Here is a 24,867-nt window from a genome sequence, read left to right on the forward strand (position 1 = left end):
AAGAACCTCCTTTTAGGGCAGCTTTAAAACCCTGCCGATCTGCAGTCGCTTGATCTCGGCATCAGTAATATCGTTTATTCTCTGAATTTCCGGCCAACGTGCTCCGTTGCCAAGAAACTGTTTGGCAACTGCCCAAAGTGTATCACCAGCCACGAGTGTATAAGTTTTAGGCTGTTGTGTCTCATCCGGGCGCGCTGGAGCTGCTGTTGTCGCAACGCCAGCAGCGCTTGGATTTGAGCTGATCTCAACCTTCTGTGCGGTATAGGGTACATACATTTTCAGCTTAATGTTGTAGTCAATGTCTCCTGCCCCACCAGCTACTTCTTTCCAGTCGAAACTCTCAATACTGGCCAAGGTGTTGATATTGTAGCGATCAGAAATAAAAATAAAGCGAATAGGCTGTGCGGACTCCATCCACTTTACGATGAATCTTACGTATTCAATGGGCTGCAAAAGGGTTTGTACCGTTACAAATGGATAACGCTGAGCAGGGAAAAGACTGCTAAATCCATATTGGCTGAGCTTGAGATTCTTGATCACATTGATTTCTCTTAAACCAACAATGTCATAAGTCTTGCTGCTTATGGCTTCGCTGATTTCAAGGGACCCCGGCATAACAGGTAGTTGAAAGATTTCAGCCTTGTCATTAAAGCTCAATTCTATTCCATACGGCATTACGCATACACCCCCTGAGCAGATGAGGAAATTTCGCTCTCCAGCATCGTCTTAATCTTTACTATAATTGAATCTACACTCTGCCCGTTGTGAATATCCCCTGTTGTCACGGCCACCGTCGGAGTAAGGGTCACAAAGTTTTGAATGTTCTTCATTTCAGCCAGTTCACGCATAGTCTTTAGGTCTTCGCTGGAGATGTCCACGGTGTTGTTTATTTTACCGACTTCGTTGACGCGGTCGATGGCGGGAATACTGCCTGCTCCTCCGTTCCAGCTATTCAAGATTTTTTGTTGATCCAAAGTCGAAGTATCCGCCTTTCCCAAATCAGCTAGACCAAATTTCTTCTTAATATCATCGAGGCTGATATTTTCAATAAAATCTTGTCCGGCTTTTTTAAATTGGGAGAAGTCAGCCTGAAATTCGATTTCCTGTATCTGTTTAGCATCTATGCCTAGAAGGTCACCGAAAAATCCAGCCACTTTGTTAATCGCATTGATAGCATTGTTGATACTTCCAAGGATAAAGTTTATTGCGCTCTGAACAACATCCACAACGAACCCAAAAGCTGAGCTAAATACATTCCTAATGCCGTTTGTGACTATAGCGAAGGTCCCTAATGCTGTGATTAACCCTACGATTAAAGCTATAACTATTCCGATAGGATTCATGCTCATCACAAAATTGAACACTCTTTGCTTTAATAAGGCAAACGATATTGCTCCCGCTAATTGGAGAGTTACCAGGGACCAGCCAGCTGTAAGCGCTGTGATCAATGGAATTAGTGTCCCCGTGATAAATATAACTGCGTTATAGATTCCCCAAGCTGCTGCTATCCCTAGAATGAATGGAGAGAGCCCCACAAGAATGATTCCCACATTATAAGCGACATCGCCAATCATTGATAACCCTTGTAGTAGAAGAGGCCAGACTCCTTCCCCGGTACTCACGAGCCACTGAAGGCCGGTAACGATCAAGAATAAACCTATGCTCAGACCCTCAAAAAATGGCTGAAAGCTTCCCTCCTGAAAGGCATCATTCAATCTAATCATGAGAGGAGTAAGGGCTTCAGTGGCTTGTTGCCCTGCATCAGCAAAGCTGGATTTCATATTGTTCGTTAAAATTTCCAACTGTTTTGTTGGAGACTTCATCATTTGATCAAAGGCCGCTTGTCCCATATTTTGTTTTTCGAGGAGCTGATCAAACGCTTTAATGAAACCATCAATGTTTCCCGACTTGCCTAGATCCTCAATTTTAAAGGCCTCCATATCGAAGTCTGATATACTGAAGCGTTTAGCCAAAGAAGCGGTGTTGCCGGACATCGCTTCCTTAACAGCGGATGCTGCCCCTTCAATCCCATTGCCAGCATTGTCAAAAGCGTTTAGACGAAATGCAAAATCATTCAGCTTGGATAGTTGGTCTACATTCTGGGTGGACGAAAGAAATGTAAGACTACTCTGCAAGGCTTTATTGACATCCTGCCCGGTGGCGAGTGCCTCCCTTTTGAACTTATCGAACATGGCAGTCCCAATTTCTGTATTTCCGGTCCGGGCGATAAACATATCTTGAGTTTTTCGCTGCTCCATTGCGCCACCAATGCTTGCTTTTCCTAACTCCGTAAACATTTCGACAGTTGCCTGGACGCGAGAGGATGCATTAAAAAACTTCAAGATTGAATCAACTGTTGCCAAATCGGAAACCTCCTTTTGCGCATAATAAAAAGCACTCTGTTTCGAGTGCTTATATGCTATGATAAATTTGGTAACAGAAAAGGCTTGCAGGGCGGTCGGCTTATGATTTCATTCGCGACATTGGTGGTGTTAATACTTTCTTTCCATAAACGGAAATAGACCGCCCCTGCCGAAAGGTTTGCGGTCTATCCGTCACCCTAAGCCGTCCGCCCTTTTAAGCGGCTGTTACACAAGGAGTCATGTTTGCAGCATGGCTTCTTGCTGTTACGATACGTAACTTCTGTCTTTAGCATACCATAATTGTTGAATTTTAACACAAGCTGAAAGATAAATCAGGCAAGTTTGAGGCTTAAGACTTGCCAATATCTCCGTCGTACAATCCTCTTCCTTATAAATCCTACTGATCAATTGCCCCTGTCAAATAGGAAAAGAAGAAGCTTAGGAACACTAGACATTATTTCTTCTTTATCTTCGCCCTATCTTGTCTTTCCTTTTTAATTCGAATATCAATCATGGCAAAGATAGCGGCCTTAGCTTCTCGTGTTTTTTGGGCCAGCTCATCGGGGGGAATATGGAGTTCGTGGAGGGCGTAGTAAGCGTAATTCCACTCACCCTCGCCCTCCTCAATTAGTTTTTTACCTCATCCATCAGGTCTTCCAGGCTTTGATCAAAACCGTTCAGTTCTTGCACCTGCTGAACAAGGGTCGCATATTCACCGGGAAACAGCATCTTGCGCAGCAGCTCTTCAGCGCCTATGACGCCGTAAGATTTTTGCAACTCAGCATTTTTCAGATCAGGGAAGCTGACACTTGCCACGATGATTTTGGCCAGATAGATGTTCTGATCTATTTCAGACTGCTGTGAACCATTTTTTCCCTTAACTTTCCGAGTGGCTGCTTTTCGGTACTCTTCATTTTCAGCTTCAGTTATGCTATGGATTTTCCAGGGTATTGACTTGCCGTCATTGTCCTTAAACCGCTCGGATATGACAACCTCTTTGCTGAGATCAGATCCTGCATTTTGCGCAAAAAATGCTTGTAAATCACTCATTTTCTCTTCCTCCAGAATTTCTGATTTCTATGATAACTACCACGAGGATACGACTTATCTCACAACCGGAGCATTAAACTGGTCCAAAAGATCAAAATCGTCAAACGTAAAGGGTAATTCTTCCTCCAAGGGGTCATCTGACGTCGCATCGAAGGCTGCAGCCACCACGCTGTCCAAGTTGCAATCCTTGAGGACGGAGGTCTGTTTGCCAACTGTAGAGGCAGGGTCCTCATTGACAATCTGCAGATCAAAGTAAAAATCTTTGCCCGTCTTGATATATTCCATCATCAGCGCCCTGAACATGCTCGTAAAGTAATAAATCGTCAGTGTTCCGGTCCCAGACCAACCGGCTGCCTTTTTGCCGACGTTGGTTTTTCCCAATATCGGTACATCAGCCTTCGTTTTTTCGATAGTCGCTTCCACTGTTTTGGCATAAAACAACTCTTCCACGCGGCCATTAATTGTGACAAAAGCCTTACCTTGCTTTCCGGATATTGCATCTTCTGCTTTAAGAAATGCCATAGCTTATCTCACCTGCACTTTCACATAGATTTTCTCAATAGAATCTACCGGCTGAGCATATGCCTCAATATAGACACTATCTAATTCATTACCCGTTTGGACTGTCAAATCTGCTTGAGAGTCAAAATTCTGGACAGCATCCATGCTCTGAAGTGTTTCCATATATTTGACACACTGGGTTTTTAACAGGTTTCGTCCATCAGCATTATTGGATACCTGCCCAATGTAAAACTCACTGAAAAGCTGGACAAAATCGTTATTAATTCCATCGAGAACTCTGATCACGCGGTTCTTGGCAAACTGCTTACCTTTTTCTAAGCTCGATGTGGTTAGAGTATTAATGTCCTGCTCGACGATGGCTCGGTTGTCATTGGCTGTGAAAATAAATTCCCCAGCCCGCAACGCTGCAATGATCTGTGCATTGGTATACCTCGGAGCTACATCCACTGCCCCATCATAAGCCTGATAGGTTAGAGATTCATTCACTTGAGCACCTGCAGTTGCACCGGCTACCCAGGCAGTAGCTTGAGCTGCACTGAGGGTTGTGCCGTTGGCAAGAATGACTCCGTTCTTCACACTGATCACGCCTTCATAATCAGCTGTTGGATAGTTTTCCAGCACGACCTGAATCTTTTTTCCTTCGTTATCTCGAAGACGTTGGCAAAACGCTGCGAATGTTGCTTTAAGAGTATCGTCTGTCGAAGGCAAGGCTATTGTGTTAAAGTCATAGATCTCGACTGCTGCCAAGTAGTCAACATAAGTCTGATTGGTGATCGTGCCATCTGCTCCTCCCATCAAAGGGACGCCCGCCGTTTCTGTCAAAGCTCCTGTGCCCGAAAATACGACCCAATCATTTTCTACCAGATCCGCGATATAGGGAACAGTTTGCTGATCTACTTCAGCCCCATCCACTAATGTGGTAACATCAAATTTAGTATTATCGTCAATGTTTTCCTGAATGACCAGAGACACATCATTCCCTCTGATACCGCCCCATTTGGCTGTGACCGTAAGGTTACCAGTTGTCACGGCTGCCTTTGTCCCAACATTAAGTCTGTATAAAAGCAGGGTTTTGGCTTGTTTCAAAGCCTCTCTAACTAAAAGCAGTTTGGCATCCCCCATCGGATAGCCCAGCTTGACGAAGGTATCTTCACCCGCCTCAAGGCTGATGATTTTATTAGGCTCACCCCATGAGAGCAAAAGCGGAAGAGAAACAATCCCTCGCTCTCCAAGTGCACCTACTACCTGGGGCTCTGATTTAAAATTAACATACACTCCCGGTCGTATTTTATTTTGAGTCGTCCATGTACCTGCTGCCATCTTATTTAGCCTCCCTTTTTAGAAAATCCTCAAGAATCTTTTTGACCTGATCGTGACTGTATTTCTGTCCTTCTTCCAAGAGCGCCTCCAGCAAATCCTTGCGGAAATATTGCTTGGACTTCAAAATCTGCTGTTTACTATAAATCTTAGGGAGCTGCTTATCTCTTTTTTCAGTTTTAACCACGTAAATATCCCTCCTGTCTCATAGACCCCATTAATGGATCTGGTTCAACACTTCGCTTAACATGAAAATTGTAAGCCACAAACCAATGAAGTACTCCGTTGACAATTTCGTGTCGCATTCCGCTGCCTCTAACGAGGCCGCCGTCCACGCTGATCAGCTCCAGTTTGTCATACAATTGCTCAGCCATGTCATGTAAGGCCTCATTACTCCCTGCAAAGTAATGAATATCGAATAAGTGATTGCGCTGATAATGCTGACCCAGCAGCTGATTTTGTGACATAGGAAACAGCTTTACATAAAAATAAGGCTCTACCAAGCCTTGATCACTCTCTTCGCTGTATGTGCCAATATTGGGGAAGCTCTGATCCAGAGCGGCAATAACGCCATCTAGGACACTATTGACGGTGATCATCAAATCATCTCCTTGACCTCGACCGATTACGATTTTTTAGAGCAAGCTGATTAGCTTTGGCTCATAAATCTCGGGCGCTGTCCAATTTTTCTAATGGACATTGTTTTAATGAGTTCTTTAAAGTCTTTCATGATCGCTGTTCAGATAAGAGTTCTTAATGTGTCAGAGTATTACCCCCCTCTCTTCAATCCTTCCAAAAGGACTTGCTTAGCCCCGATTGTTAGAACTATTGTCCCCAAACCTTGACTCTTCTGAAAGAACTAGCCGGAACAGAATCTCGCTCATACCATCGTTACTCCTCGGTTTCTTCGCATCATCCGGTCCCAAGCCTTAAACTGGGCGGTATCCTCGTAGTTCTCCTTAAACTCGCCTTTATCCCCACATAGCTTCCCCGTCCATTTTAAACAGTTGGCACAGGTTTCTTTAAGTTTTGGTTTTGGTTTTATTGGTGAGAATAAGGGGCAGGGTTTGGTTCTGGTTTTCACGGCTTGCACCTCGCTTTAATGAGATAAAAATGAACGCCCCAAACATCGGAGCGTTCTAGCCAGAGGAGGATTATGTTAGAGCGGGTCTCGTTCCTAACTTCTTTCACAATATTATTGTATCACGCTTTTTTCCAAACAAAGTGCAAACCCTCTGCCAAAAAAGTGCCAAACTTTCACTCCCAACTCCCCTAATCACGTTTATATATTCCTAATAAAATAGCCACCTCTGACAACAGTTCATCTCTTACACGATAATAAGTCCGAAGAGGTATTTTCATCTGTTTTGCTACCCACCAGTCATAATTATGTTTACTAAAGTAGCGATACTCAATTATCTTCCTTTCGTCTTCTCCAAATCCAGCGAGGATAATATCTATCTCCCTGATACGAAGTGTACACTCATTAATCTCTCGCGCTGTCTCCCAACGTTTTGAAGCAATCCCCGCTGTTTGATCGCTAGTCTTTGTGGATGCTGGAGTTAGGGAGTAGCTCGCTGTCGTCTTAGGTAGTTCGTTTCCCAGCTGAGCATTCAAAATGCAAAGCCGCTTTTTATCCTCCGGATATTGAGAAAGTCTTCTGATCGTTAGCAGGTACCACTCAGGCTTTTTGCTTTTTTTCTCTGCTTGATCATCCATAATATCCCCTTTGAGTTTTAACATTCTTACATCCTCCTCTCATAAACGTCAACAATCTTTACCTCTTTCGGGTTAATTTGCAGTTGTCCTATTTCATCTTGTATTTCCGTCATTCCCTTCTCTGTTGATCTAGTGGTAATTGTATTGTATATCCGTCATTTGCTCAAGGCGAAAAAACCCCTACTGAGTTTAATTAGATAGCTCGTACTTAAATTTGCGATTACTCACTTGTATTTCCGTCACATTTGAAAAATTAAATTACTTGTTGTTCCGACAATTCTGCTCTATAATATAAATGTCTGATATGCCGAACAAATATTCAAGGAGGGAACACCGTGGGTGTGGGCGAGCGAATTAAACAATTCAGAAAACAAAAAGGTCTTACTCAAGTTAAACTTGCAGAAAAGGCCGGAATTTCAAGGTCCTATCTAGCTGACGTGGAATCGGATCGATATAATCCAAGCTTAACCACGTTAATAGATCTTGCTCAAGCTTTAAATGTTACCGCGAGTTGTTTCCTGGATGACAAAGAAATAGATTTCAGTAACCTTATTCAGCTATGTAAAAAAAACGGCATGTCCCTGAGCTCTCTTGGTGCGATATTGGACATCTCGCCAAAGGAATTAGATCATATACGATCCAACAAGCTCCCCGTTGAAGAGACTATGTCTAAAATTGCCGATCATTTCGAATGCACTTGGGATTATCTTATTGGCAAAACTGACTCCCCCGATGATATCGTCTTGGGTGGAAACTCCATTTCCATCCAAGATCCAATTTCAACCCCCCCCCAGAAAGTTGGAAGTTCGGTTGAGCCCATAAACATTCCTTCCACCATCGCGGCTCATTTTGAAAATATGAATTTTACAAAGGAAGAAACTGAAGAGATCAGCAATTTCATTAAATTCATAGCCTCTAAAAGAAAAAAGTAGTCTTGCGCAAGGAGATGTCACATGAATTATGAGAGTTTAATTTTGGAGCTTGAAAAGGAAGGCGTCGAGGTAATAGAGCACAAATTCCACAGCGAATCTTTGAAAGGTTTATATTTTGACAATGTGATAACACTTAATCCTTCAAGTATTATAGATGAAAAGGAAAAAGCATGTATTCTAGCCGAAGAATATGGACACTATCGCACATCCTTTGGAAATATTCTAGATCAGAAAAACACCTCCAATATAAAGCAAGAAAAAAGAGCCAGAAATTGGGCCTATGAAAAATTAGTACCCTTAGAAAAACTCATCGATGCATTTGAAGCATGTATTTGTAACCGTTATGATTTAGCTGATTTTTTGGGAGTGACGGAAGATTTCTTAGATCTAACACTTGCCCACTATAAAGAGAAATTCGGCCTGTATGTGGAGTGTAGGAACTACCTTATTTATTTCAGTCCTCTCGGCATACTTCGCAAATTTGATAATACCGAATTCTAAATCGAATCAAAAATGTTCCCAAGATTCAGGCCGCCTCATAACTGAACTGCTCCCTGTCAAGTAGACAATCAAAAAGAAAAACGGTTTACTGGACTCCGTCAGAATGGAGTCCAGTTTTTTTATGCAGCGTTTTCTACAAACTGGCGGTACATCATCGGAGACATTTTGTTCAGCTTCCTTTGCCGTCGTTCATAGTTGTAGAAATATATGTACTGCTCAATCGCCGCCACCAGGCTGTCAGAATCCTTAAACTTGCTAAGGTAGTACATTTCGCATTGAGAATGCCCCAGAAGCTTTCCATGGGACCGTTGTCGAAATACACTGCACGAAATAAGAATAGCCGGTAGATAATAGGTTATAGTAAATAACTAATGTTGCTTTTAGGGATTAATGGCACTTTACACACTTCTAGTAAGGCACCTATTCAGAAAAAAACACCATACTAAAATAAGTTACTTTGTCGGGTCCATTGTTGTAACGAATGCCTACTGAGGGGGCCAGTTGCATTACCAGGATGCCATAGCTCTCTGTTGCTGGGAACATACGCTTAGGAAAGCGGCAGGGATTCTCCGGATAAGTACATTTCAGACAGATAGTACAACCTTCTGTTGAAAGAATTATTGGATTGCTAAATTCCTTACGAAAAATCTCCGCAACTTTTTCAGTAACTGCCTCGTGCGCAATTCTTGCTTCACGCCAACCAGCCATGTCGTACTTCTTCTTTAGCTGAGTCACTGTTGTAAAAATTAGAGCCTGCTCATATTCTTGACATTGCTTTTTGCAGTCTTCGACACTGCCAGTTGCCGGTGGACAGGCCCATGAAGTACCGTACATTCTACATGAGTTTTTTTCGCATAATCCTCTTACTTCCTGTGAAAAAATAACTTCCTCAGCCTTGATAAAAGCGTATTCATGAATTTTGAGAGCCTCTTTTTCTCGGGATATAATTTCCTCTATTTGCATATAAACCACCTCTCGCCTCTAAGAGCCTATTTATAAGAATACAAATGTAGTGTTGGGTTTTATCAAATTAATACTGTGTTATTTGATTGAATCAAGTATATATGACAACTAGTATTTTATGAATGTGAAATCTAATATGAGGTAGGTCAGCTAACATGGCAATTATTACTTTTCTTATTATTAGTTGGATATTCTGGTGTTTTCTTTGATCCACAGTTCACCCAAAGAAGACAGATCTTCCCCCTGACGAGGAAGATCTGTCTTCTTTGTATAACTCAAGTCAAATCGACTATTTTGCTGCTGCTGGGTCAGCTGGGATCTGCACCAATCTACCCAACTTATTAGCACCAGCATAAACCACATAGGTATCGCCTAGGATATCAGACAATCCCTGCTTCCGAGGATGAAATGCACAAACCAGATAACCCAGGTAGGTACCCAGCAACTGTGCCAATATTCTTCCGGCGACTTCCCGCATGATGACTGTAAGCCAGCTGAGAGGATGTCCATCCTTCCTTACGACTTTAATTCCCAGGATCATTTTTCCCAGCGTTTGTCCAAAATACATAGTCATCAAAACAAAATATAGGCTTCCCCAGATACCGGGGAAGAGTGAATTGATGAGAATAAACGATTTGATTGATGTTGTTTCCAGACCTGACGGCCATACAAGGCGGAAAAATATCTGACTGCTCATAGCAATGACCAACAGATCAATGATAAAGGCAAAAAATCTGGTCCAAAATCCCACGACTCTCAGAGTTATAACGTTTCCACTTTCCATTAACTGATGGCCGCTGTGCTCATTAATGATATCCATTGATTAATCACCATCCTTTAGCGGTATAGGTACATAGCTGTAGGTACCGCACTGTTCTGCAAATCCTCTTTGATCCCTGAAAAGTCAAGTCGCGACGACGGAAGGGACAAGAGTGTATTCCAATTGAATAGATCGTCTTTTTTGTATTTAATAACTTTAGGGTTTGTTTCGTTAATCATTTTTGCAGCTTCGGTAATAGCTCCGTCCAAATCGCCTATTTGGTCTATTAAGCCCAGTGACTTGGCCTGCGACGCTGTATAAACCCTTCCATCAGCAATACTGATGACTGCCTGTCGGTCCATTTTCCTTCCTTCAGCCACGACATCTACAAAATAACCATAATACTCATCAATGATCCCCTGCATGATCTGCATTTCTTCCTGCGTCGTATCACGCATGGGATTCAAGATGTCTTTATTTTTACCACTTTTGAAAACCAGCTCCTCAATACCCCATTTATCTGCAAGCTGGCTGTAATTATATGTTGACATAATGACGCCGATTGATCCGGTCATCGTAAAACGATTCGCAAGAATCTTATCCGCCGGCATAGAAATATAATACCCTCCTGAAGCTGCCATTGAACCCATAGATACAACTAAAGGTTTTTGGTATATGTCTTTTAAGCTCTTTAGTTTCTGATAAATTTGATCACTCTCATACACGCCACCGCCAGGTGAATCCACTGCCAGAATGATTGCTTTTATTTCCGGATTTTTAAAGGCGTTTTCGACTTCCTGTAAAAACACCTGTTGATCAAAGGTATTGGTACCGGCTGACAATGCATTGCCCGACTCAATTGTCCCGTCTACGTTAAGAATAGCAATGGTTTGGCCTAGTCCTTCTTGATAAGTCTCAGTACTAAATGGTGATTTTGAAGATAACATTGATAGGGGATCTCCCAATTTTCCTGTCGTTGTTCCAGTTTTTTCCCCTGTAGAAACAACATCTGTACGGATATACACTACTAACAATACAATGATAACAGCTATAGAAACCCAGCGTTTTTTATTCATAACTTTCCTCCTAGTTTATTTAATCGTGCAGCGAGAAGACTCAGAATTTCCGGAATGACACAAATGTAGGCAAAGAAATCGAAAACACTGCGAGGCAACTAAAAAGCACCTGCGAATTGCGCGAGTGCTTTGTCTTATATTTATAGATTTGCAGTTTTTTTCTCTAAAGCCTTAATTCTGCTCTCATAGTCGTTAAAACTATTATCTGCAGCAATAACGAATGACTTAATTATTTGTAAATCTGATTTTACTTTCTTCATATCAGATTCTAATGATTTCTGCCCATTTTCTAGTACCTTCTGTCCATTTTCTAGTACCTTTTGTCCTTCTTCTAATACTTTCTGTCCTTCTTCTACTTTTCCCAACCTATTTTCAATAATCCGCTGTCCCTCAGCCAGGGTTTTGAACATATCCCGAACTTCTTCAAGTATTACGCCCACCTGATTTTCATTCATAAGTTCACCGCCTTCTATATGTTCAAGCCTTTTTATTATACCATAAGTGCGTTTTAAGGGTAATATATTTCGCCTCGATCTTTTCATGCTTGCCACCTCAACGCTGCACAATTCGACTTACTCCCATGCCCTTATCCTCTAAAAGCCATTAGGAAACAAATTCAGGCATCGCATTACTTATTCTGGTAAATTTAGAAATTGCCACCATTTTCATCGAATGTTATATTTGGGTTAGCCAAAATATCCGAAAGGGTGAAAAAATTATGGACTATCAGAACGAAGGTAAGGTTAATGACTACCGTGTTAATTTCCATAATAACGGCAAAATCATTAGCGTTGAAGTAACCTGCTGCGGTGGACATATTGGAGAGATGCGCTTCAAAGACGACGAACGTAAACAATGCTTGGCTTGCGGGACGCTGCATACATTAAAGATCCAGCACAATCACTTTCATATCCGCCAATCCAAGTGAAGACAAATGAAACTAGACGTATACGACATGATGAGCTCTATAACTTGATTGCTATGAAGGGTCTAAGGCATACTAATACCTTAGACCCTTTCGCTAAAAACCATTTATCATATTGGGCAAGGATGTCTTAAAACAGGTTTTCAGACTTTCTTCGGCTGTTACCTGCAAGGCTTCCTTGGTCGTTCCAAAAACAATCACTGTCACACAGAGGGTGGCACTATCTAAAGACCACTCACTCCACCCCTGGGATTGTTGACAACTAATCCTTCTGCCGGTAGACGATAACCATAAATTCTCCTGGCCCTCAACAAAAACTTTAATATGTCCAACAAAATAAGCCTTAGCACTTGTCCAATCCCTGATCTCTTCAATCCATTGAGTGAGAGCTTGTGTAACCCTTTCGGACTTTACCTTTTCTAAAAGCGCCAGGCTGTAGGTCTCTGAAAAAATTGCCGGCTCAGAATGCTTTGTAGAGCACTTAAGTAAATCCTGATCACTCACCATTAGTCACCGCTTTGCCCCAGATTTGAGGATCAACTTCCTCGTGGGCGGATATTGCATAGAAAAGGCCTGAAGGATTGATCCCTTTAATGTCTTCTGAAACTTCCTTAACTTGCTCAGGTTCTAAACAGTCGATTTTGTTCAAGAGAATGACGTTTGCTCCAGTGATTTGTTCTTCTATTAAACCGGGCATGATCGCAGAAAGATCATCCCAGCGTTCTGCATCAGCCACAACAATGGTCTTCAGACTATCTATGCCCTTCCCATACTTAGTAATGGTTTCCGCGATTGTATGGGGGAAGGCCATTCCCGTTGTCTCAATGATCACCCATTCTGGGGATAGCTCCTCCTGAATTTTATTAAGACAGACGGTAAGCTCTGCGTTCAGGGTACAACAGATACAGCCGGCAATAAGTTCCCGAACATTTAGTCCTTCTGCTTTGAGAATCTTATCATCAATGCCCGTTTCCCCTACTTCATTTTCAATAATTACCAAAGAAGGTTTGCCACTAGCCAACTGTTGTACCGAAAATTCTGCTGTCAGATATCGAGCAACTTGCAAGATAATTGAAGTTTTGCCTGAACCCAGAAATCCGCCAAAAAGTAAAATATGCATTGCCTATAACTCCTTACACTGGCATTACGCACCCTTAGTTAAGGGTCCATGTTTATAGAGGGTTGGAGATTTTGAAAATGAAAATCTTGGAGGGAGCACAGCATCTAGGTTTCTTGAGAAGGGTGCGGATATACAAACTTACGTATAACTCCTACGAACAACTAAACCTTAAATTGAGAGCATTCAGCAAATAATCGTTCATAACCTTTGGTCACGCTCAATTCGAGATAGCTAAAGTCTCGGGCCAGCTTTATCATTTCTCGGCGGGTTTCCAGGGACATCAGAGCCAGATAAGCCCCAGTTTTTGAGGAATTACCGATGTAGGTGATTTTATCACGGACAGCCTGGGGTAAAATATCTGTCCCTACCAAACTTTCTATAGATAGATGAGCGCCGAACTGACCAGCCACAATCACCTCATCCAGATCCGAAAATGAGAGATCCATAGCCTTTACCAGGGCCACAAATCCAGATAAAATCGCACTCTTGGCCAGTTGAACCTGGCGCACATCTCCCTGGGTAATGAGGATTTTATGGGGGCCTTCTCCGATACGAATTCGTCGTTTCTTACCATCTAGGTCAAGATAGGGCAGTCTCGGGTCCCCAGCCTCTAACTCCTCAGACTTAACAATATTTCCGCGGGCAGTTATAAACTCATGTTTTAACAATTCCCGGATCGCGGCCATTATCCCACTGCCACACAAACCCAGGGGAGCAATATTTCCGATAACTTTCAGAGCAAAACCCTGCTCGTTATCGAAACGGACTTCCTCGATGGCCCCATCCGCTGCACGCATACCGCAGCTGATATTCATCCCTTCCAGGGCGGGTCCCGCTGCACAGGAGCAAGAGACTAATTTTTCCCCGTCGGAGAGAACGATTTCTCCATTGGTACCAATATCGATAAAGAGTACTTTATCCTTCCTGTTGTGGAGCCCGGCCACATAAGCCCCTGCCACGATATCTGCTCCTATATAAGAAGAAACGGCTGGCAGACAATAGACCCGCCCAAATGAGGATAGGGCAGTTAAACCCACATCCCTTGCTTTAACATCTTTGGCTCCGACAAAGATGGGGGCATAAGGAGCTTTCCCAATCGAGAGGGGATCAACTCCCAAAACCATATGCATCATCGTGCAATTAGCGGCAATCGCGATTTCATAGATCAAGGAGGGGGAGATCTGCTGCCTTTCACACATGGTGTTCAGCATCTCGTTTAAGGAATCTACAATGGCTGTCTGTAACTGATTCCGCCCCTCCTTACCATGTTCGAGAACATAGGTGATGCGGGTAAGCACATCCTGACCATAATTTTTCTGAGCGTTGATGGCCGCTTCGCTATCAATTTCAGCTCCTGTCCTTAAGTCGATGAGTGCTGCTACAACGGTGGTCGTTCCGATATCCACAGCGACTCCGTAAAGTCTTTCACGAGTATCCCCTTTTTCAATCCCAATCAGTTGATCTTGATTGAATACCCCAGTATAGGTTCCCTCCCCCATGGTAATTTGGCGGAGCACATCCCAAGGCAGCTGATTCACACCCAGGGCCGTTGCCAACAACAGTTCATAAGGGGTTTGGTCTTCCAGAGTAGGCTTGATGATCTCAATGGTCTCTTTCCGGATTGCCGGATTGGGTTCATACTCCGGTACATACCCTCCTGTCAGAACCTGGTGATTTTCCTCCTGATCAACGATGTCGATCTCCAAATCCCCTGTCGGATAGCTAAGACAGGCTAAACGGATACCATCTGCGATCTCTTTTGGGGTAAGGCGTTCTTTCTCGTCGGCAGATAGAGGTGTCAAGTCTCCTCCTAAATGTTTAATCTTACACTTGCCACAGCTTCCTCGTCCACCACAGGGACTTTCAATGAAAATCTGCTGGTCAACAAGAATATTTAAGAGATTCTCCCCTTCCCTTATATCATAAGAGAATTTTATAGTTTGTCTGGGTAAGGCAATTGTATGCATGCTAAAACCTCGTTTTCCGGTACACAGCCTCTAAATCCTACACTTCATAAGCTACGTGAGCTTCATAACTATTTTCCTTGAACGGCCCTCAACATTGCCTGGATATTTTCCAGGGAAGACTTAGTTCCTAGACCACAAGCAGGCGCGATAATATCTGACCCGTCTGCCATTACCTTCTGAGTCATAACGCGAATGCGGTCTGCATCAGCAAACTCCAAAGCAAAGGTACTTACATTACCCATCATAGTCTTACCTGGCAACATTTTTTTCGACTCTTTGATGCTGACAATAGAGTCAAAGCTGTGGGCATCAGCACGAAGTTTATTCAGTGGTTCATAAACTTTATGCATCCGTCCGCAGATGTGCACAATAATAGGTATTTCTGGATTTAGCTCGCGGAGCCCATCGATTAATTGATTGAGATAAGTCACTACGTATTCATCAAATAAACGCGGGCCTAAGATTTCCCCTGTGCCACTGGGGTCCGAGATGGCAATCACATCCGCTCCTGCTTCGATCTGAGCCCGACCGAAACTAATCAGACCTTCCGTGACAAACTTCATGAAAGCATGTGCCTCTTCTTTACGGCGTCTTAAAGCCTTATAGTAAACAACCGGTTCAATGAGGGAAGTGGCAACACTGACAGGCCCGGAAAGATTACCGATAATAGGCACCTGATCAGCCTGTTCTTTCAGAATTTTAATGGCATCCAGCACCACTTTTGCCCGTTTGCTGTGGGGCTCTAGGGGAGGTAATTTCCTCCATTGAGAAAGATCCTCGAAGGCATACCCAGTGACATGCGGTTCATAAATGGCGGAACCCAAGTCCACAATAGCACCCAGCTGTTCCGCTTCAATAGTCATACAGAAGGGTACGCCGTAATTTTCGAAACAACCATAATCATACACTGCCTTGGCCAGGCCCGCCATTTTTATAGGATCAGTATGCGCTTCCGGCCAATGAATGTCGGCCTTTTCCATCAAGGCAGTGACCACCATATTCATCATCCCACCCGGGCAAATACAGGGTGAGCGATCAGTCTTTACACCCTTTAGAGCGTTGAGAAGTCTTTCTTTTGAATCCATAAGGACTTCCTTTCTGGTCCTGTTCCAAAGTCTAAACCATTCCCACTAATTGTTTGGCCAAAGTTACCGCCCCGGTGGCGTTAACGGCATAACCATCAGCGTTAATTTGATTACAATAGGCTTGAGAAAGGGGTCCGCCGCCGATCATAACTTTTACTTTGTCTCTGATTCCTTCTTTGACGAGGATATCTACCACCTCTTTCATACCAGGCATAGTGGTAGTCATCAGAGTGGAAAGACAAATTAGCTGGGCATCTACATCCTTTGCTTTTTCCACGAAACTCTGGAGGGGGACATCTCTGCCCAAATCATACATTTCAAATCCGGCGGTTTCGAGCATGATGCGCACCAGGTTTTTGCCAATATCATGGGTATCCCCTTCTACAACGCCGATAACACATCTGTAGTTAACTGCACCTGCATCCTTCTCTTTAGGCAGATGCTCTCTTAAAACATCCAGACCATTATACATAGCATCGGAGCACACCAAAAGGTCGGTAACAAAATACTCTTCTTCTTCATACATTTGACCGGCGCGGTTCATGCCATCAACAAGTCCATGGAGAACCCCGTCAAGTGCTTCGTAACCTGCTTCAATATATTCTTTGGCTATATCGGCTGCATTTTCATCGTCCATTTCAAATACACAATCAGATAATTGTTGCAATAATTCTTCTTTTGACTTAACCATGACCCTTCACCTTACCTTCTAATTTGTTGATTAATGATCCGTTGCGGGTTCATTTAATAACCCTTCATCCATGGGATAGCGTCCATATTTGCGAACTGCTTCCATCATGTGGTCTATATTCTCAACAGGCACATTTTGCGTAATGTCACAACCGGAAGCAATAATATAGCCCATAGGGCTGTCTTTCCCCTTGAGGATACAGGTCTTAACCGATTCAAAAATGTCTGATCTGGAGCCAAGCATCAGCACGTCTACAGGCGGAACATTCCCTAAGATGGGTAAACGTTTGCCCACTTGTTCTTTCACATATTCCAGATCCACCAGGTTATCAATACTCAGCATATCCGGTCCTGTATCCACCATTTCCATGACAATACTCGTCGTATTGCCACAGATGTGATAGCAGCACATACCCCCCAATTGATGTATATAGTCCATCAATTCCGTGGCATAGGGCTTCACGAATTCTACGTATTGGCTCTTTTTCAGGAGGGTGCCTGAGGCAATCGGATCACACATGAGAATAATAATGCCGCGCTCAATATATTCTTTATAAATATCCTTAAGAGCGTCGGTACACAGGCGAAGCAGCCGGTGGATCGAGGCCGGATCTTTACGGGTTGCCCTTAAAAGGTTTTCAGTGGGCAAGATACTGGAGACGGCTGTGAAAGGTCCTGTAATCAATACCCCTGTCGGCACCTCCTGCCCCATCTTTTCCTGGCAGATTTCACAAGCCTCTAAAGTTCTGGCAAACCAAGGATCATTTTCTTTTTTGGTTTTGTTGAAATCCAGTTGATCGATATCTTTAAGATTTTGTAAAACGTGATTTACGATTGCAGGCAGACTATCCTCGGGATCATTCATTTCTGACCCCAGGGCGGTGCCTATCCCGTGCAGACCATATTCAATAATCATCATATCGTTCCCATAACGTTGATAACAGTCGATTTGGGACTGGGCCTGCTTGAGTGCCGAAGCACGTTTTTCTCGATGGGTCATCCCTGAAACTCTGTGGGAGATGGAAACTAAGATTGGCATCGCCAGGATGCGATCCATTTTTTCTCCTTTCATAAAAGCTTGAAGCCGTTCATTGGGTGTCATTTGGTCTTGTTTATGCATAGCAGTTCCCCCTTTTGACTTCTGTTAATCAATACCGAGACTCCCCTTCTTGTAAGTGGGTGTTTGATGTTCAGCTTTAGCTGAACAAGGTCACTGGAAATTAAGATGTTCGAAGCTTTAAGGTCTTGATTTGGGCATCCTTGAGCATGCTATTACGATTATGGATACAGACATTTCCTACAAAGTTAACTTGACCTCGCAGTTCCAAACAGGCTTGGGCATAGGACATGGGTTCAGGCAAAGGGTAGCTTTCCCACTCAGCCATTCCCAGCGCCGTTAACTGAAGGGCAGTCTTAGGACAGAGATGCATTACCACCTGCCCGCCAATTATCTTCAATGCTTCTTCCACAAAAGGTCTAGAAAAATGTCGTCCCTGCAATTCAAAGTATTTGGGCCCAAGGATATTCAGCCCCCCCACAGGATCTTCAAAGGCAATGAAGTCCACTCCAACTTCGAGGGATTTTTCAATATACCGTAACAGCTGAAGGCGTATCTTCTCTACTACTTTTTCAATGACTTCGGGATTTTTTCTCCAGATCTTAAAGACTCTGCTAATATCGCTTAAATTGTTTAAGATCGTCATTGGGCCGCAGATCTCAATGCCAACCGCTTCCTTGGCTGCTTTAAGAAGTTTCACTGCTTCCAGGGTCTCTTTTAAGCGACCTTTCTCAAAATCTAAAGCGGGTAAGCCCAACAAATCTTCTTCATCTTGGCACACCGGTTCCCGACAGCGTGGCCCAATGGCTGCCGTTCCCAGCTTGATATTGCCGCCTAAATTTTCCGCTTCAACGGTATGACAGAAAGGCACCATACAGAGGGTGCCTCCTTCTGCTTCTCGCAGGGTGCAAGCAATCCTGGCCATCCCTTCTCCATAAGTGTAAGCCTCGGGAAAAGGCAAACCCACCTTTTCCACCACTCTCTCTGTGAAACCGCTGGTATCTGATCCTTCAGGGCATTTATAATTTGTAAATTGGATCATAGAATTCCTCCTTACTATATCTAGACGTTATGTTTAAAACGAATTATCATAACCATTTAATAATGTTCTAGCCTAACTAAAAAATTATACCATGTCTCTTCAAATTTTTGTGTAAATTTTACTGAATCTACTAATCTTTTCGAATAGAAGATAAGAATGGCATGAAAAGGTCAAATAAAATAACGCCCCCACTCGGGGCGTTATTTTGGTGTTAAGTTCAGAATGCAAATGACCGTGCATTTAACATTGCTTGATAGAGATTTCATTTGTGTTTCTAACGAAACTACATACTTTGACAGTTCTTCCTCAAGGTATTCCCGAACAAAAGAAACCACCTCTGATGGATCTTCCCTGTTTGGGTGATAGCTTATAAAACAATCATAGTATCGTTTACGATCACTGAACTTAATGTTGTTTTTCGGATACCTCTCGATAGATCTCCAGCACAGCTTTATTAATAATTGCTCCAAAATAAGCAGTAATAATTGCTCCGATGACAATGCCATAGAAGCCCATGGCTGCTAAAGGGTGAATACTTATCCCCACAAGAGAAAACAAAATCCCAAAAGAAAAGGCCATCTTGATGGTTAAACCTAAGTTTTTAAACAAGAAACTAATTCCAAGTTTAAAATTATCCCTTATACTTACTTGATCAACAACCATTGAGTACTTTACGTAAACTAAAGCAACATATCCCAAACTAAAATAACCAAATTCCCTTTTAATTAAGATCAAGAGAAAGGGGATAACCTCCAAAAGCGCAAGGATAAAAAACTTAAACCATAATTTATTACCCTCTCTGAAAAAGTCTTTGACAGTTACCCTTTTATACCCAGCTTGGCCAATAACGGACATATAACCACTATTCAAAAAACTTGTGACAAGAACAATCGATAAAAGAAGTAACACGTTAGCCAGGTTGACTTGATTTATAACTCCTTGAAAAGGGCTCAAATAATTATACTGAAAGATCAGAGACGGGAAATCTTCCAAGATATATCTAATACTAGGTGGGGCTGAAATAAACCCTATTTTTAAGTTGAATAGTCTGGAGATAGGCTGGTATTCACTCTTCAAAATTCTTTCAAAAAGACTTAGTTCGCCAATATCTAAAATTACGGGCAGCAAAATAATCCAAATAACTTTATGAATAGCTTGAAACTGTTCGTTTAATTTATCAGTTATAGACATTCGCTCCGCTCCTTTAGACCAGCTAATTTGTGATATAATTAATTATTATACCATATTATGGAGGGGGGTATTGGTCCAAGATATGAAGAAATACTTTATGTTCTTCTTTACACTTGTCGTATTATTGGCTACTGCTTTCACTCAACTTTCCACCTACAAGGCACTTCCTAAGCCCAACTTTCGGGAACCTTTTCTTGAATTTACTTCTTCAAAGTTCGGCCAAATTAAAAATATTGTTTGGCTAGATAATTCTATATTAACTGAAAACGCTGTTTTAGTTTTAGCGACAAATCTCAAGGATGATATTAGTTATTCTTACCTATCCTATTTAGATGTTGCTACCGGTAAGAGTACACTCTTAGCAGAATTTCCGACTCACCAATACCTTGAGGATGTTATTTTGTTTGCTAGTCCCTTCTCAGAAAAGAGTATAATTACAGCTTACAGAGATGGAGTGGTTAAAACTACCCTCTCCAGGGATGATAAGCAGAATTTGTATCCTAAACAGGAGCTCATACCCATCGATGGTTTTAATGAAGCTAATAGTATGGATTTCAAAGGTAACCTCTATTACTCTAGAGCCAATGATAATTTACTATATGTAAAGAATTTTGAGCAAGGGGCCTTTCCTTTTTTCGAAACAAATAGCCCAGCCAACCAAGATATGACCTTCTTGCGAAAACCCTATCAAGTAATCAATGCCAACACCCTAGACCGTACCCTTACCTATACAACACTTACTAGTAACGGGATTGACCTCTACTCCATGGCTTTTGATGGTATGCCCTTAACCATCTCTAATAACCCACTTGTAATCAAGGTTGTTCAAGCACAAGCTATCGAGGATGGATACGGTTTTATCGGTATGAGTTTGAACAATGACTCCCCTAGCTCAGCTAATGATCAAACCTTAAATATTTTTATGGTTAGAAGAAACAGATCCGATAACCCAAATATGCTTAAATTGGATACTATTCCTTTTAACACAGATCCTCTAGGAGCTGTGCCTGCTGTCTCCTCAACTACCTACAATCAGGATTATTCATTAATCTATGCCAGTTATGATGCGAACCATAGGGGTAAGCTAAAGATATGTAGTTATGAACAAGAACCCAAAGTTATCCTCGAAGATGAGAATCTCTTTGGGCCGGTTAACATTGCCAGAAAAAGCATACCTGATCCCACAATCCCTGTAGTGAAAGGTGATTTCAGAAGCAAATATATTCTTTACTTCACTATAGAGAATGATTTGGTCAGAGCAAAGATCTGTGACGAACAGGGGAAGTTAGTTAAAGATCTTACCGAAATGCTTATAGGGAATGTGAATTAAAAGGGGTGGGATATATTGTCTTCGGAGGAACTCCACAGACTGATAAATTTGGATACTATAGAAACGATGTTTATATTAGCGACTTTCATTCTATTGACAGCAATCGTTCAAAAACTAAAACCAACATTTTCACTATCCTATAACAAAAATAGTAAGCCCTCTTATCTCAAGGCCAAAATGATTGCTAAATTAGTTGCATCAGCTAGCATATATTTAGGTGGATTGTACTACTATTATTTCATCGATCTTTCTGAAAGATCATGGTTGAGCATGTGGGCCTTACCGATTTCTTTTATTATGTACAATACATACATATGGGTATTTACCAATATTTCCAAGAGAAGAGATAGATGCAAAAATCTCTAGGAGTTCAAATAATCACCTATTCACGCCTATTCTTTTAGACAAAAAGACGAAACTTATCCCTAGACTATTCGCCGAACGCAAGGTTAATTTTTTTCCAGATTCCCAGAAACAGGATAAGTCCTGCCAGACTGGTGAGTCCTTCTGAAATTGTGTTCTCCGGTAGAAGATCCAGTTCAAACAGGGAATCAGGCAGTCCCTGTTTGAGGCGAAGCCCCCTCATTCGTAAAAAGAGGAACAGTACTAATTTTAGCTATTTTTGTTTTTAACAGCCACCCATATTGCAAAACCATTGCAGATTCTAGAAGGGGTGGCTAGCAGAATTGACGGCAGCGATCTGAGCGTAACCAGCATTGATGTGCAATCACAGGATGAAATGGGGCGTTTAGCACGGACCTTTGAAACGATGGCAGGTAATCTACGCAATCTTGTGAAGAAAATCGATACGTCTTCAGAGCTGGTAGCGGCATCGGCAGAGGAGATGACAGCCAGTGTCGACCAGTCATCTCAAGCCGCGAATCAGGTTGCGGGTTCAATTTTAGATGTCTCTAAAGGCATACAAGAGCAGTTGATCGGGGCCAACGATACTTCCACCGTGGTACAACAGATGTCGGCAGGCATTCAGCAAAGAATCCTATTACCAACGCATAGGTATATGCTTTATTTAAATTTGGACTCGTATCATACGCTACTCACTAAGGCGCGGTAATACCCGGGTCAATTTTCCGGGAATTTTGAGCAACTCATCCTTTTCTAGCTGCCCGCCGCAGGAATAATAGTAGCCATTGTCCTGCCAATCGAGCATATATTTGACACCCGCTAAATCTATCTTAATGAGTCCTCCGGTTGCTTTCCTGCCGTCAAACTCAAGTTCTACGGGTTCTTGACTAGCATTTGGAGGTAGATTGGTATGCGGCACCGGCCCTTGGGTAACAATCAACAACGGGTTCTGCTCACCTAGGACGAAATACATACTGAGCAGAGCACCTTTACCCTCTTTTACTTCAATCCATTGGTGTTTGATCTTATAATTCTGACCCTCCAAAATATAGGGCACTTGATCAAAACGCTCTGCTGCCTCCGTCAGGATTATATCCTGAGGAAGATTGAGAACTTGAGTGTTTTCCTCCTCAATAGTTACCCCTTCAGGAAGATCTAGTTCAAACAGGGAATCAGGCAGTCCCTGATTGAGGCGAAGCTCCCTCACTTCCCTGCGGTTTACCAGCTCTCCTTTGACATTATAATATTCAGTTCGTATTGGCATCCAGGTTTCTTTGTCCATCCAGTGATGCGTATTCATTTCCCCCAGCCCGGGGACTTTTTCACTGAATTGCACATGAAGAACGGGTCGACCTTGCAGGTATTCCGTACCTAAGATCCGGCTAGATTTATTCTCGACCATGGCCTTGAGGCTGTCCGGGAAATTAAAGTTGCCGCGTTCTCTGTATTCCTGGCTTAAGATAAGTTTACTGACTTGGCGCTTATCGGCAAGCCAACTCAACATAACTCCGTCTTTCATAATTACCGTTATGGGCCCGGTTACCCCACTGTCCCCGTCTGTCCGATAGCAATCGGGCTTTTTAAACCAGATATGGGAGGTCATGGTGGTCGGTTTTCCCTGCTCAAAGAAAGTAGCATCCACGATTTCCTCGTAATCCTCTGTTTTCTCTATCACCGCCTGCACCTTATCCTTAATCTCGGCTACGGAAAGGGTTATTTTTCCGGTTAATGAATGCAAGAATGTCAAAAAGTCCTTCTGCTTTTTCATCTCCTCTTGCCAGGCAGGGTTTTGCGAAAGTTCTTGCTCAAAAGAATTTCTGGCCGCTGCCTCCATGGTTCCTTCCAAATAGTCACAAATTCGATCCTTGATATCTGATGACTCTAACGTCATGTCTAATCGCTCCTTTGGCTTTTTTCGATAATCTTTCAGTGTCTCCTGCAGACGGGCCCGAGCCCGAAATAACCGAGACTTGACTGTTCCCAGAGGTAGATTGTATTCTTCAGCAGCTTCCTGTAAATTCAATCCTCGCAGATCAATATCAAGTAGGATTTGCTGTTGTTCCAGAGGAAGCCTTTTAATCGCCTGCCCCATTTCCAACTTTAGCGTGACTGCATCCTCGACAGACAGTTCCCCGGTAGTTAGAAGTTCCGGTGATATCCCCGGCATTACCCTGCTGCTGAAACGCAGCAACAGGTATACTTCGTTGGTTAATATCCGCCGCCACCAACCGGTAAAAGCAACCTCATCTTTTAAGCCTGACAGGTTATTAAAAACCTTAAGTATAGTGTTTTGGACGGCATCCTGGGCCAGATCTTTATCTCTCAGCAGGCAGAAAGCCTGTTTAGAAGCATGGGGATAGATTTCCCGGATTAATACTTCCCAAGCGTCAAGGTCACCCTGCCGAGCCCTCCCAATTAGATCTTTTTTCACGCTTTGATCCTCACCTCAACTATTTCAATTGGAAATGCATTTCAGTACTTAGGATTCATGATAGGGTTAAAAAGTTCCACAGTTGTAAAAAAAATATTACGAGCCTAGTCTAGTCATTTATATATATTTTCTGTTTTTGTATATAACAAAGGACTTTTTTATAAAAAATCCAATAAAATAGTAATATTCCTATTACTATACTATTTTTTACATTAAGACTTCAAAGCTGCATTCTCTGCCTAATCTTAGGCACTACTTTATTACAGACCCAGCAACAGAACGCTCCATATATTTCCAAGCGGTACAGAGGTAAGCAATCGTAGAAAAGGACTGACGTGTTGCAATCACGCCAGCCCGCCAGATTGTCTAACCAAACGGTTAGCCCGAATTAGAGATTACAAGAAATAACCGCCATCCGACTAGGGGCGGTTATTTCTTCTTCATTATACAGCATAATTTTAAC

At 42.6% G+C, this 24,867-nt stretch carries 27 protein-coding genes; 5 read left to right on the top strand and 22 right to left on the bottom strand.

What is annotated here, in order from left to right; all coding sequences use genetic code 11:
* Window positions 1-12: 12 nt before the first annotated feature.
* The 8 genes from DESMER_RS15770 to DESMER_RS15805 form a co-directional block, all read right to left on the bottom strand.
* A complete protein-coding gene (locus DESMER_RS15770) occupies window positions 13-675 on the bottom strand; it encodes a LysM peptidoglycan-binding domain-containing protein (RefSeq protein ID WP_014904063.1) in 663 nt (220 codons plus the stop codon).
* The gene (locus DESMER_RS15775) at window positions 675-2,297 is read right to left on the bottom strand and encodes a phage tail tape measure protein (protein ID WP_427854284.1); all 1,623 of its coding nucleotides are present in this window, start codon (window positions 2,295-2,297) and stop codon (window positions 675-677) included. The genes DESMER_RS15770 and DESMER_RS15775 overlap by 1 nt, the downstream gene beginning before the upstream one ends.
* A gap of 693 nt (window positions 2,298-2,990) precedes the next feature.
* Window positions 2,991-3,413: a phage tail assembly chaperone gene (locus DESMER_RS15780; RefSeq protein WP_014904065.1), complete on the bottom strand. Its 423-nt coding sequence runs from the start codon at window positions 3,411-3,413 to the stop codon at window positions 2,991-2,993.
* A gap of 54 nt (window positions 3,414-3,467) precedes the next feature.
* Window positions 3,468-3,935, bottom strand: coding sequence for a phage tail tube protein (locus DESMER_RS15785; protein ID WP_014904066.1), 468 nt, complete (start codon window positions 3,933-3,935; stop codon window positions 3,468-3,470).
* A 3-nt stretch (window positions 3,936-3,938) separates the two neighbouring features.
* Window positions 3,939-5,255 carry a phage tail sheath family protein gene (locus tag DESMER_RS15790; RefSeq protein ID WP_014904067.1) on the bottom strand — a complete coding sequence of 439 codons (1,317 nt, stop codon included), beginning with the start codon at window positions 5,253-5,255 and terminating at the stop codon, window positions 3,939-3,941.
* 1 nt (window position 5,256) lies between these two features.
* Window positions 5,257-5,439, bottom strand: a complete 183-nt coding sequence (locus DESMER_RS15795) for a hypothetical protein (protein WP_014904068.1) — start codon at window positions 5,437-5,439, stop codon at window positions 5,257-5,259.
* Entirely contained in the window at window positions 5,432-5,851 is a 420-nt protein-coding gene (locus DESMER_RS15800) for a phage tail terminator family protein (protein ID WP_014904069.1), read from the bottom strand. Before DESMER_RS15800 ends, DESMER_RS15795 begins: the two co-directional genes overlap by 8 nt.
* A gap of 673 nt (window positions 5,852-6,524) precedes the next feature.
* On the bottom strand, window positions 6,525-6,995 hold the full coding sequence (locus DESMER_RS15805) for a hypothetical protein (protein WP_014904070.1): 471 nt from the start codon (window positions 6,993-6,995) through the stop codon (window positions 6,525-6,527).
* 311 nt (window positions 6,996-7,306) lie between these two features.
* On the opposite strand from DESMER_RS15805, the gene DESMER_RS22630 reads away from it, so the two are divergent.
* Together DESMER_RS22630 and DESMER_RS15815 are read left to right on the top strand one after the other, a co-directional pair.
* Window positions 7,307-7,903, top strand: coding sequence for a helix-turn-helix transcriptional regulator (locus DESMER_RS22630; RefSeq protein ID WP_014904071.1), 597 nt, complete (start codon window positions 7,307-7,309; stop codon window positions 7,901-7,903).
* Between the two features lie 21 nt (window positions 7,904-7,924).
* Complete coding sequence (locus DESMER_RS15815) at window positions 7,925-8,404, top strand: ImmA/IrrE family metallo-endopeptidase (RefSeq protein ID WP_014904072.1); 480 nt, start codon at window positions 7,925-7,927, stop codon at window positions 8,402-8,404.
* 119 nt (window positions 8,405-8,523) lie between these two features.
* Here the strand turns inward: DESMER_RS15815 and DESMER_RS25005 are convergent, their stop codons facing one another.
* From DESMER_RS25005 to DESMER_RS15835, 5 genes are all read right to left on the bottom strand, one after another.
* A complete protein-coding gene (locus DESMER_RS25005) occupies window positions 8,524-8,673 on the bottom strand; it encodes an IS3 family transposase (RefSeq protein ID WP_083856495.1) in 150 nt (49 codons plus the stop codon).
* A gap of 151 nt (window positions 8,674-8,824) precedes the next feature.
* Window positions 8,825-9,367: a DUF2284 domain-containing protein gene (locus DESMER_RS15820; protein WP_014904073.1), complete on the bottom strand. Its 543-nt coding sequence runs from the start codon at window positions 9,365-9,367 to the stop codon at window positions 8,825-8,827.
* Window positions 9,368-9,656: 289 nt separating this feature from the next.
* Entirely contained in the window at window positions 9,657-10,187 is a 531-nt protein-coding gene (locus DESMER_RS15825; protein WP_014904074.1) for an RDD family protein, read from the bottom strand.
* A 17-nt stretch (window positions 10,188-10,204) separates the two neighbouring features.
* Window positions 10,205-11,203, bottom strand: coding sequence for a signal peptide peptidase SppA (sppA, locus tag DESMER_RS15830; protein WP_014904075.1), 999 nt, complete (start codon window positions 11,201-11,203; stop codon window positions 10,205-10,207).
* A 140-nt stretch (window positions 11,204-11,343) separates the two neighbouring features.
* Window positions 11,344-11,745 carry a hypothetical protein gene (locus tag DESMER_RS15835; protein ID WP_014904076.1) on the bottom strand — a complete coding sequence of 134 codons (402 nt, stop codon included), beginning with the start codon at window positions 11,743-11,745 and terminating at the stop codon, window positions 11,344-11,346.
* A gap of 176 nt (window positions 11,746-11,921) precedes the next feature.
* Between DESMER_RS15835 and DESMER_RS23140 the strand changes: the two genes are divergently transcribed.
* Complete coding sequence (locus DESMER_RS23140) at window positions 11,922-12,131, top strand: hypothetical protein (RefSeq protein WP_083856496.1); 210 nt, start codon at window positions 11,922-11,924, stop codon at window positions 12,129-12,131.
* A gap of 93 nt (window positions 12,132-12,224) precedes the next feature.
* Here the strand turns inward: DESMER_RS23140 and DESMER_RS15845 are convergent, their stop codons facing one another.
* The 8 genes from DESMER_RS15845 to DESMER_RS15880 all read right to left on the bottom strand — a co-directional run bounded on the left by DESMER_RS15845 (window position 12,225) and on the right by DESMER_RS15880 (window position 20,280).
* Window positions 12,225-12,635 carry a hypothetical protein gene (locus DESMER_RS15845; RefSeq protein ID WP_014904078.1) on the bottom strand — a complete coding sequence of 137 codons (411 nt, stop codon included), beginning with the start codon at window positions 12,633-12,635 and terminating at the stop codon, window positions 12,225-12,227.
* The gene (locus tag DESMER_RS15850; RefSeq protein WP_014904079.1) at window positions 12,625-13,248 is read right to left on the bottom strand and encodes a GTP-binding protein; all 624 of its coding nucleotides are present in this window, start codon (window positions 13,246-13,248) and stop codon (window positions 12,625-12,627) included. The genes DESMER_RS15845 and DESMER_RS15850 overlap by 11 nt, the downstream gene beginning before the upstream one ends.
* Window positions 13,249-13,409: 161 nt before the next feature.
* Window positions 13,410-15,215 (bottom strand): ASKHA domain-containing protein, encoded by a 1,806-nt coding sequence (locus DESMER_RS15855; RefSeq protein ID WP_014904080.1) that lies wholly within the window; start codon window positions 15,213-15,215, stop codon window positions 13,410-13,412.
* A gap of 68 nt (window positions 15,216-15,283) precedes the next feature.
* The gene (locus DESMER_RS15860; protein ID WP_014904081.1) at window positions 15,284-16,300 is read right to left on the bottom strand and encodes a methylcobamide--CoM methyltransferase; all 1,017 of its coding nucleotides are present in this window, start codon (window positions 16,298-16,300) and stop codon (window positions 15,284-15,286) included.
* Window positions 16,301-16,331: 31 nt separating this feature from the next.
* The gene (locus tag DESMER_RS15865) at window positions 16,332-16,991 is read right to left on the bottom strand and encodes a corrinoid protein (protein ID WP_014904082.1); all 660 of its coding nucleotides are present in this window, start codon (window positions 16,989-16,991) and stop codon (window positions 16,332-16,334) included.
* Window positions 16,992-17,021: 30 nt separating this feature from the next.
* Window positions 17,022-18,110 carry a uroporphyrinogen decarboxylase family protein gene (locus tag DESMER_RS15870; RefSeq protein WP_014904083.1) on the bottom strand — a complete coding sequence of 363 codons (1,089 nt, stop codon included), beginning with the start codon at window positions 18,108-18,110 and terminating at the stop codon, window positions 17,022-17,024.
* Window positions 18,111-18,210: 100 nt separating this feature from the next.
* Window positions 18,211-19,089, bottom strand: coding sequence for a uroporphyrinogen decarboxylase family protein (locus DESMER_RS15875; protein WP_014904084.1), 879 nt, complete (start codon window positions 19,087-19,089; stop codon window positions 18,211-18,213).
* A gap of 405 nt (window positions 19,090-19,494) precedes the next feature.
* Window positions 19,495-20,280, bottom strand: coding sequence for a hypothetical protein (locus DESMER_RS15880; RefSeq protein ID WP_014904085.1), 786 nt, complete (start codon window positions 20,278-20,280; stop codon window positions 19,495-19,497).
* Between the two features lie 70 nt (window positions 20,281-20,350).
* On the opposite strand from DESMER_RS15880, the gene DESMER_RS15885 reads away from it, so the two are divergent.
* Together DESMER_RS15885 and DESMER_RS15895 are read left to right on the top strand one after the other, a co-directional pair.
* A complete protein-coding gene (locus DESMER_RS15885) occupies window positions 20,351-21,610 on the top strand; it encodes a hypothetical protein (protein WP_014904086.1) in 1,260 nt (419 codons plus the stop codon).
* Window positions 21,611-22,232: 622 nt separating this feature from the next.
* Complete coding sequence (locus DESMER_RS15895) at window positions 22,233-22,682, top strand: HAMP domain-containing protein (RefSeq protein WP_042333863.1); 450 nt, start codon at window positions 22,233-22,235, stop codon at window positions 22,680-22,682.
* On the opposite strand, the gene DESMER_RS15900 is transcribed toward DESMER_RS15895, so the two are convergent.
* A complete protein-coding gene (locus DESMER_RS15900; RefSeq protein WP_014904088.1) occupies window positions 22,662-24,404 on the bottom strand; it encodes a sigma-70 family RNA polymerase sigma factor in 1,743 nt (580 codons plus the stop codon). The genes DESMER_RS15895 and DESMER_RS15900 overlap by 21 nt on opposite strands.
* Window positions 24,405-24,867: the final 463 nt, after the last annotated feature.

The sequence above is a fragment of the Desulfosporosinus meridiei DSM 13257 genome (assembly GCF_000231385.2).
GTDB lineage: Bacteria > Bacillota > Desulfitobacteriia > Desulfitobacteriales > Desulfitobacteriaceae > Desulfosporosinus > Desulfosporosinus meridiei.

Bases quoted from the DNA above. Each gene is read 5' to 3' on its own strand.
- DESMER_RS15770 (WP_014904063.1), bottom strand. From the start codon at position 675: ATGCCGTATGGAATAGAATTGAGCTTTAATGACAAGGCTGAAATCTTT.
- DESMER_RS15775 (WP_427854284.1), bottom strand. From the start codon at position 2,297: ATGTTTACGGAGTTAGGAAAAGCAAGCATTGGTGGCGCAATGGAGCAG.
- DESMER_RS15780 (WP_014904065.1), bottom strand. From the start codon at position 3,413: ATGAGTGATTTACAAGCATTTTTTGCGCAAAATGCAGGATCTGATCTC.
- DESMER_RS15785 (WP_014904066.1), bottom strand. From the start codon at position 3,935: ATGGCATTTCTTAAAGCAGAAGATGCAATATCCGGAAAGCAAGGTAAG.
- DESMER_RS15790 (WP_014904067.1), bottom strand. From the start codon at position 5,255: ATGGCAGCAGGTACATGGACGACTCAAAATAAAATACGACCGGGAGTG.
- DESMER_RS15800 (WP_014904069.1), bottom strand. From the start codon at position 5,851: ATGATCACCGTCAATAGTGTCCTAGATGGCGTTATTGCCGCTCTGGAT.
- DESMER_RS15805 (WP_014904070.1), bottom strand. From the start codon at position 6,995: ATGTTAAAACTCAAAGGGGATATTATGGATGATCAAGCAGAGAAAAAA.
- DESMER_RS15815 (WP_014904072.1), top strand. From the start codon at position 7,925: ATGAATTATGAGAGTTTAATTTTGGAGCTTGAAAAGGAAGGCGTCGAG.
- DESMER_RS25005 (WP_083856495.1), bottom strand. From the start codon at position 8,673: ATGTACTACCTTAGCAAGTTTAAGGATTCTGACAGCCTGGTGGCGGCG.
- DESMER_RS15820 (WP_014904073.1), bottom strand. From the start codon at position 9,367: ATGCAAATAGAGGAAATTATATCCCGAGAAAAAGAGGCTCTCAAAATT.
- DESMER_RS15825 (WP_014904074.1), bottom strand. From the start codon at position 10,187: ATGGATATCATTAATGAGCACAGCGGCCATCAGTTAATGGAAAGTGGA.
- sppA (WP_014904075.1), bottom strand. From the start codon at position 11,203: ATGAATAAAAAACGCTGGGTTTCTATAGCTGTTATCATTGTATTGTTA.
- DESMER_RS15835 (WP_014904076.1), bottom strand. From the start codon at position 11,745: ATGAAAAGATCGAGGCGAAATATATTACCCTTAAAACGCACTTATGGT.
- DESMER_RS23140 (WP_083856496.1), top strand. From the start codon at position 11,922: ATGGACTATCAGAACGAAGGTAAGGTTAATGACTACCGTGTTAATTTC.
- DESMER_RS15845 (WP_014904078.1), bottom strand. From the start codon at position 12,635: ATGGTGAGTGATCAGGATTTACTTAAGTGCTCTACAAAGCATTCTGAG.
- DESMER_RS15850 (WP_014904079.1), bottom strand. From the start codon at position 13,248: ATGCATATTTTACTTTTTGGCGGATTTCTGGGTTCAGGCAAAACTTCA.
- DESMER_RS15855 (WP_014904080.1), bottom strand. From the start codon at position 15,215: ATGCATACAATTGCCTTACCCAGACAAACTATAAAATTCTCTTATGAT.
- DESMER_RS15860 (WP_014904081.1), bottom strand. From the start codon at position 16,300: ATGGATTCAAAAGAAAGACTTCTCAACGCTCTAAAGGGTGTAAAGACT.
- DESMER_RS15865 (WP_014904082.1), bottom strand. From the start codon at position 16,991: ATGGTTAAGTCAAAAGAAGAATTATTGCAACAATTATCTGATTGTGTA.
- DESMER_RS15870 (WP_014904083.1), bottom strand. From the start codon at position 18,110: ATGCATAAACAAGACCAAATGACACCCAATGAACGGCTTCAAGCTTTT.
- DESMER_RS15875 (WP_014904084.1), bottom strand. From the start codon at position 19,089: ATGATCCAATTTACAAATTATAAATGCCCTGAAGGATCAGATACCAGC.
- DESMER_RS15880 (WP_014904085.1), bottom strand. From the start codon at position 20,280: ATGTCTATAACTGATAAATTAAACGAACAGTTTCAAGCTATTCATAAA.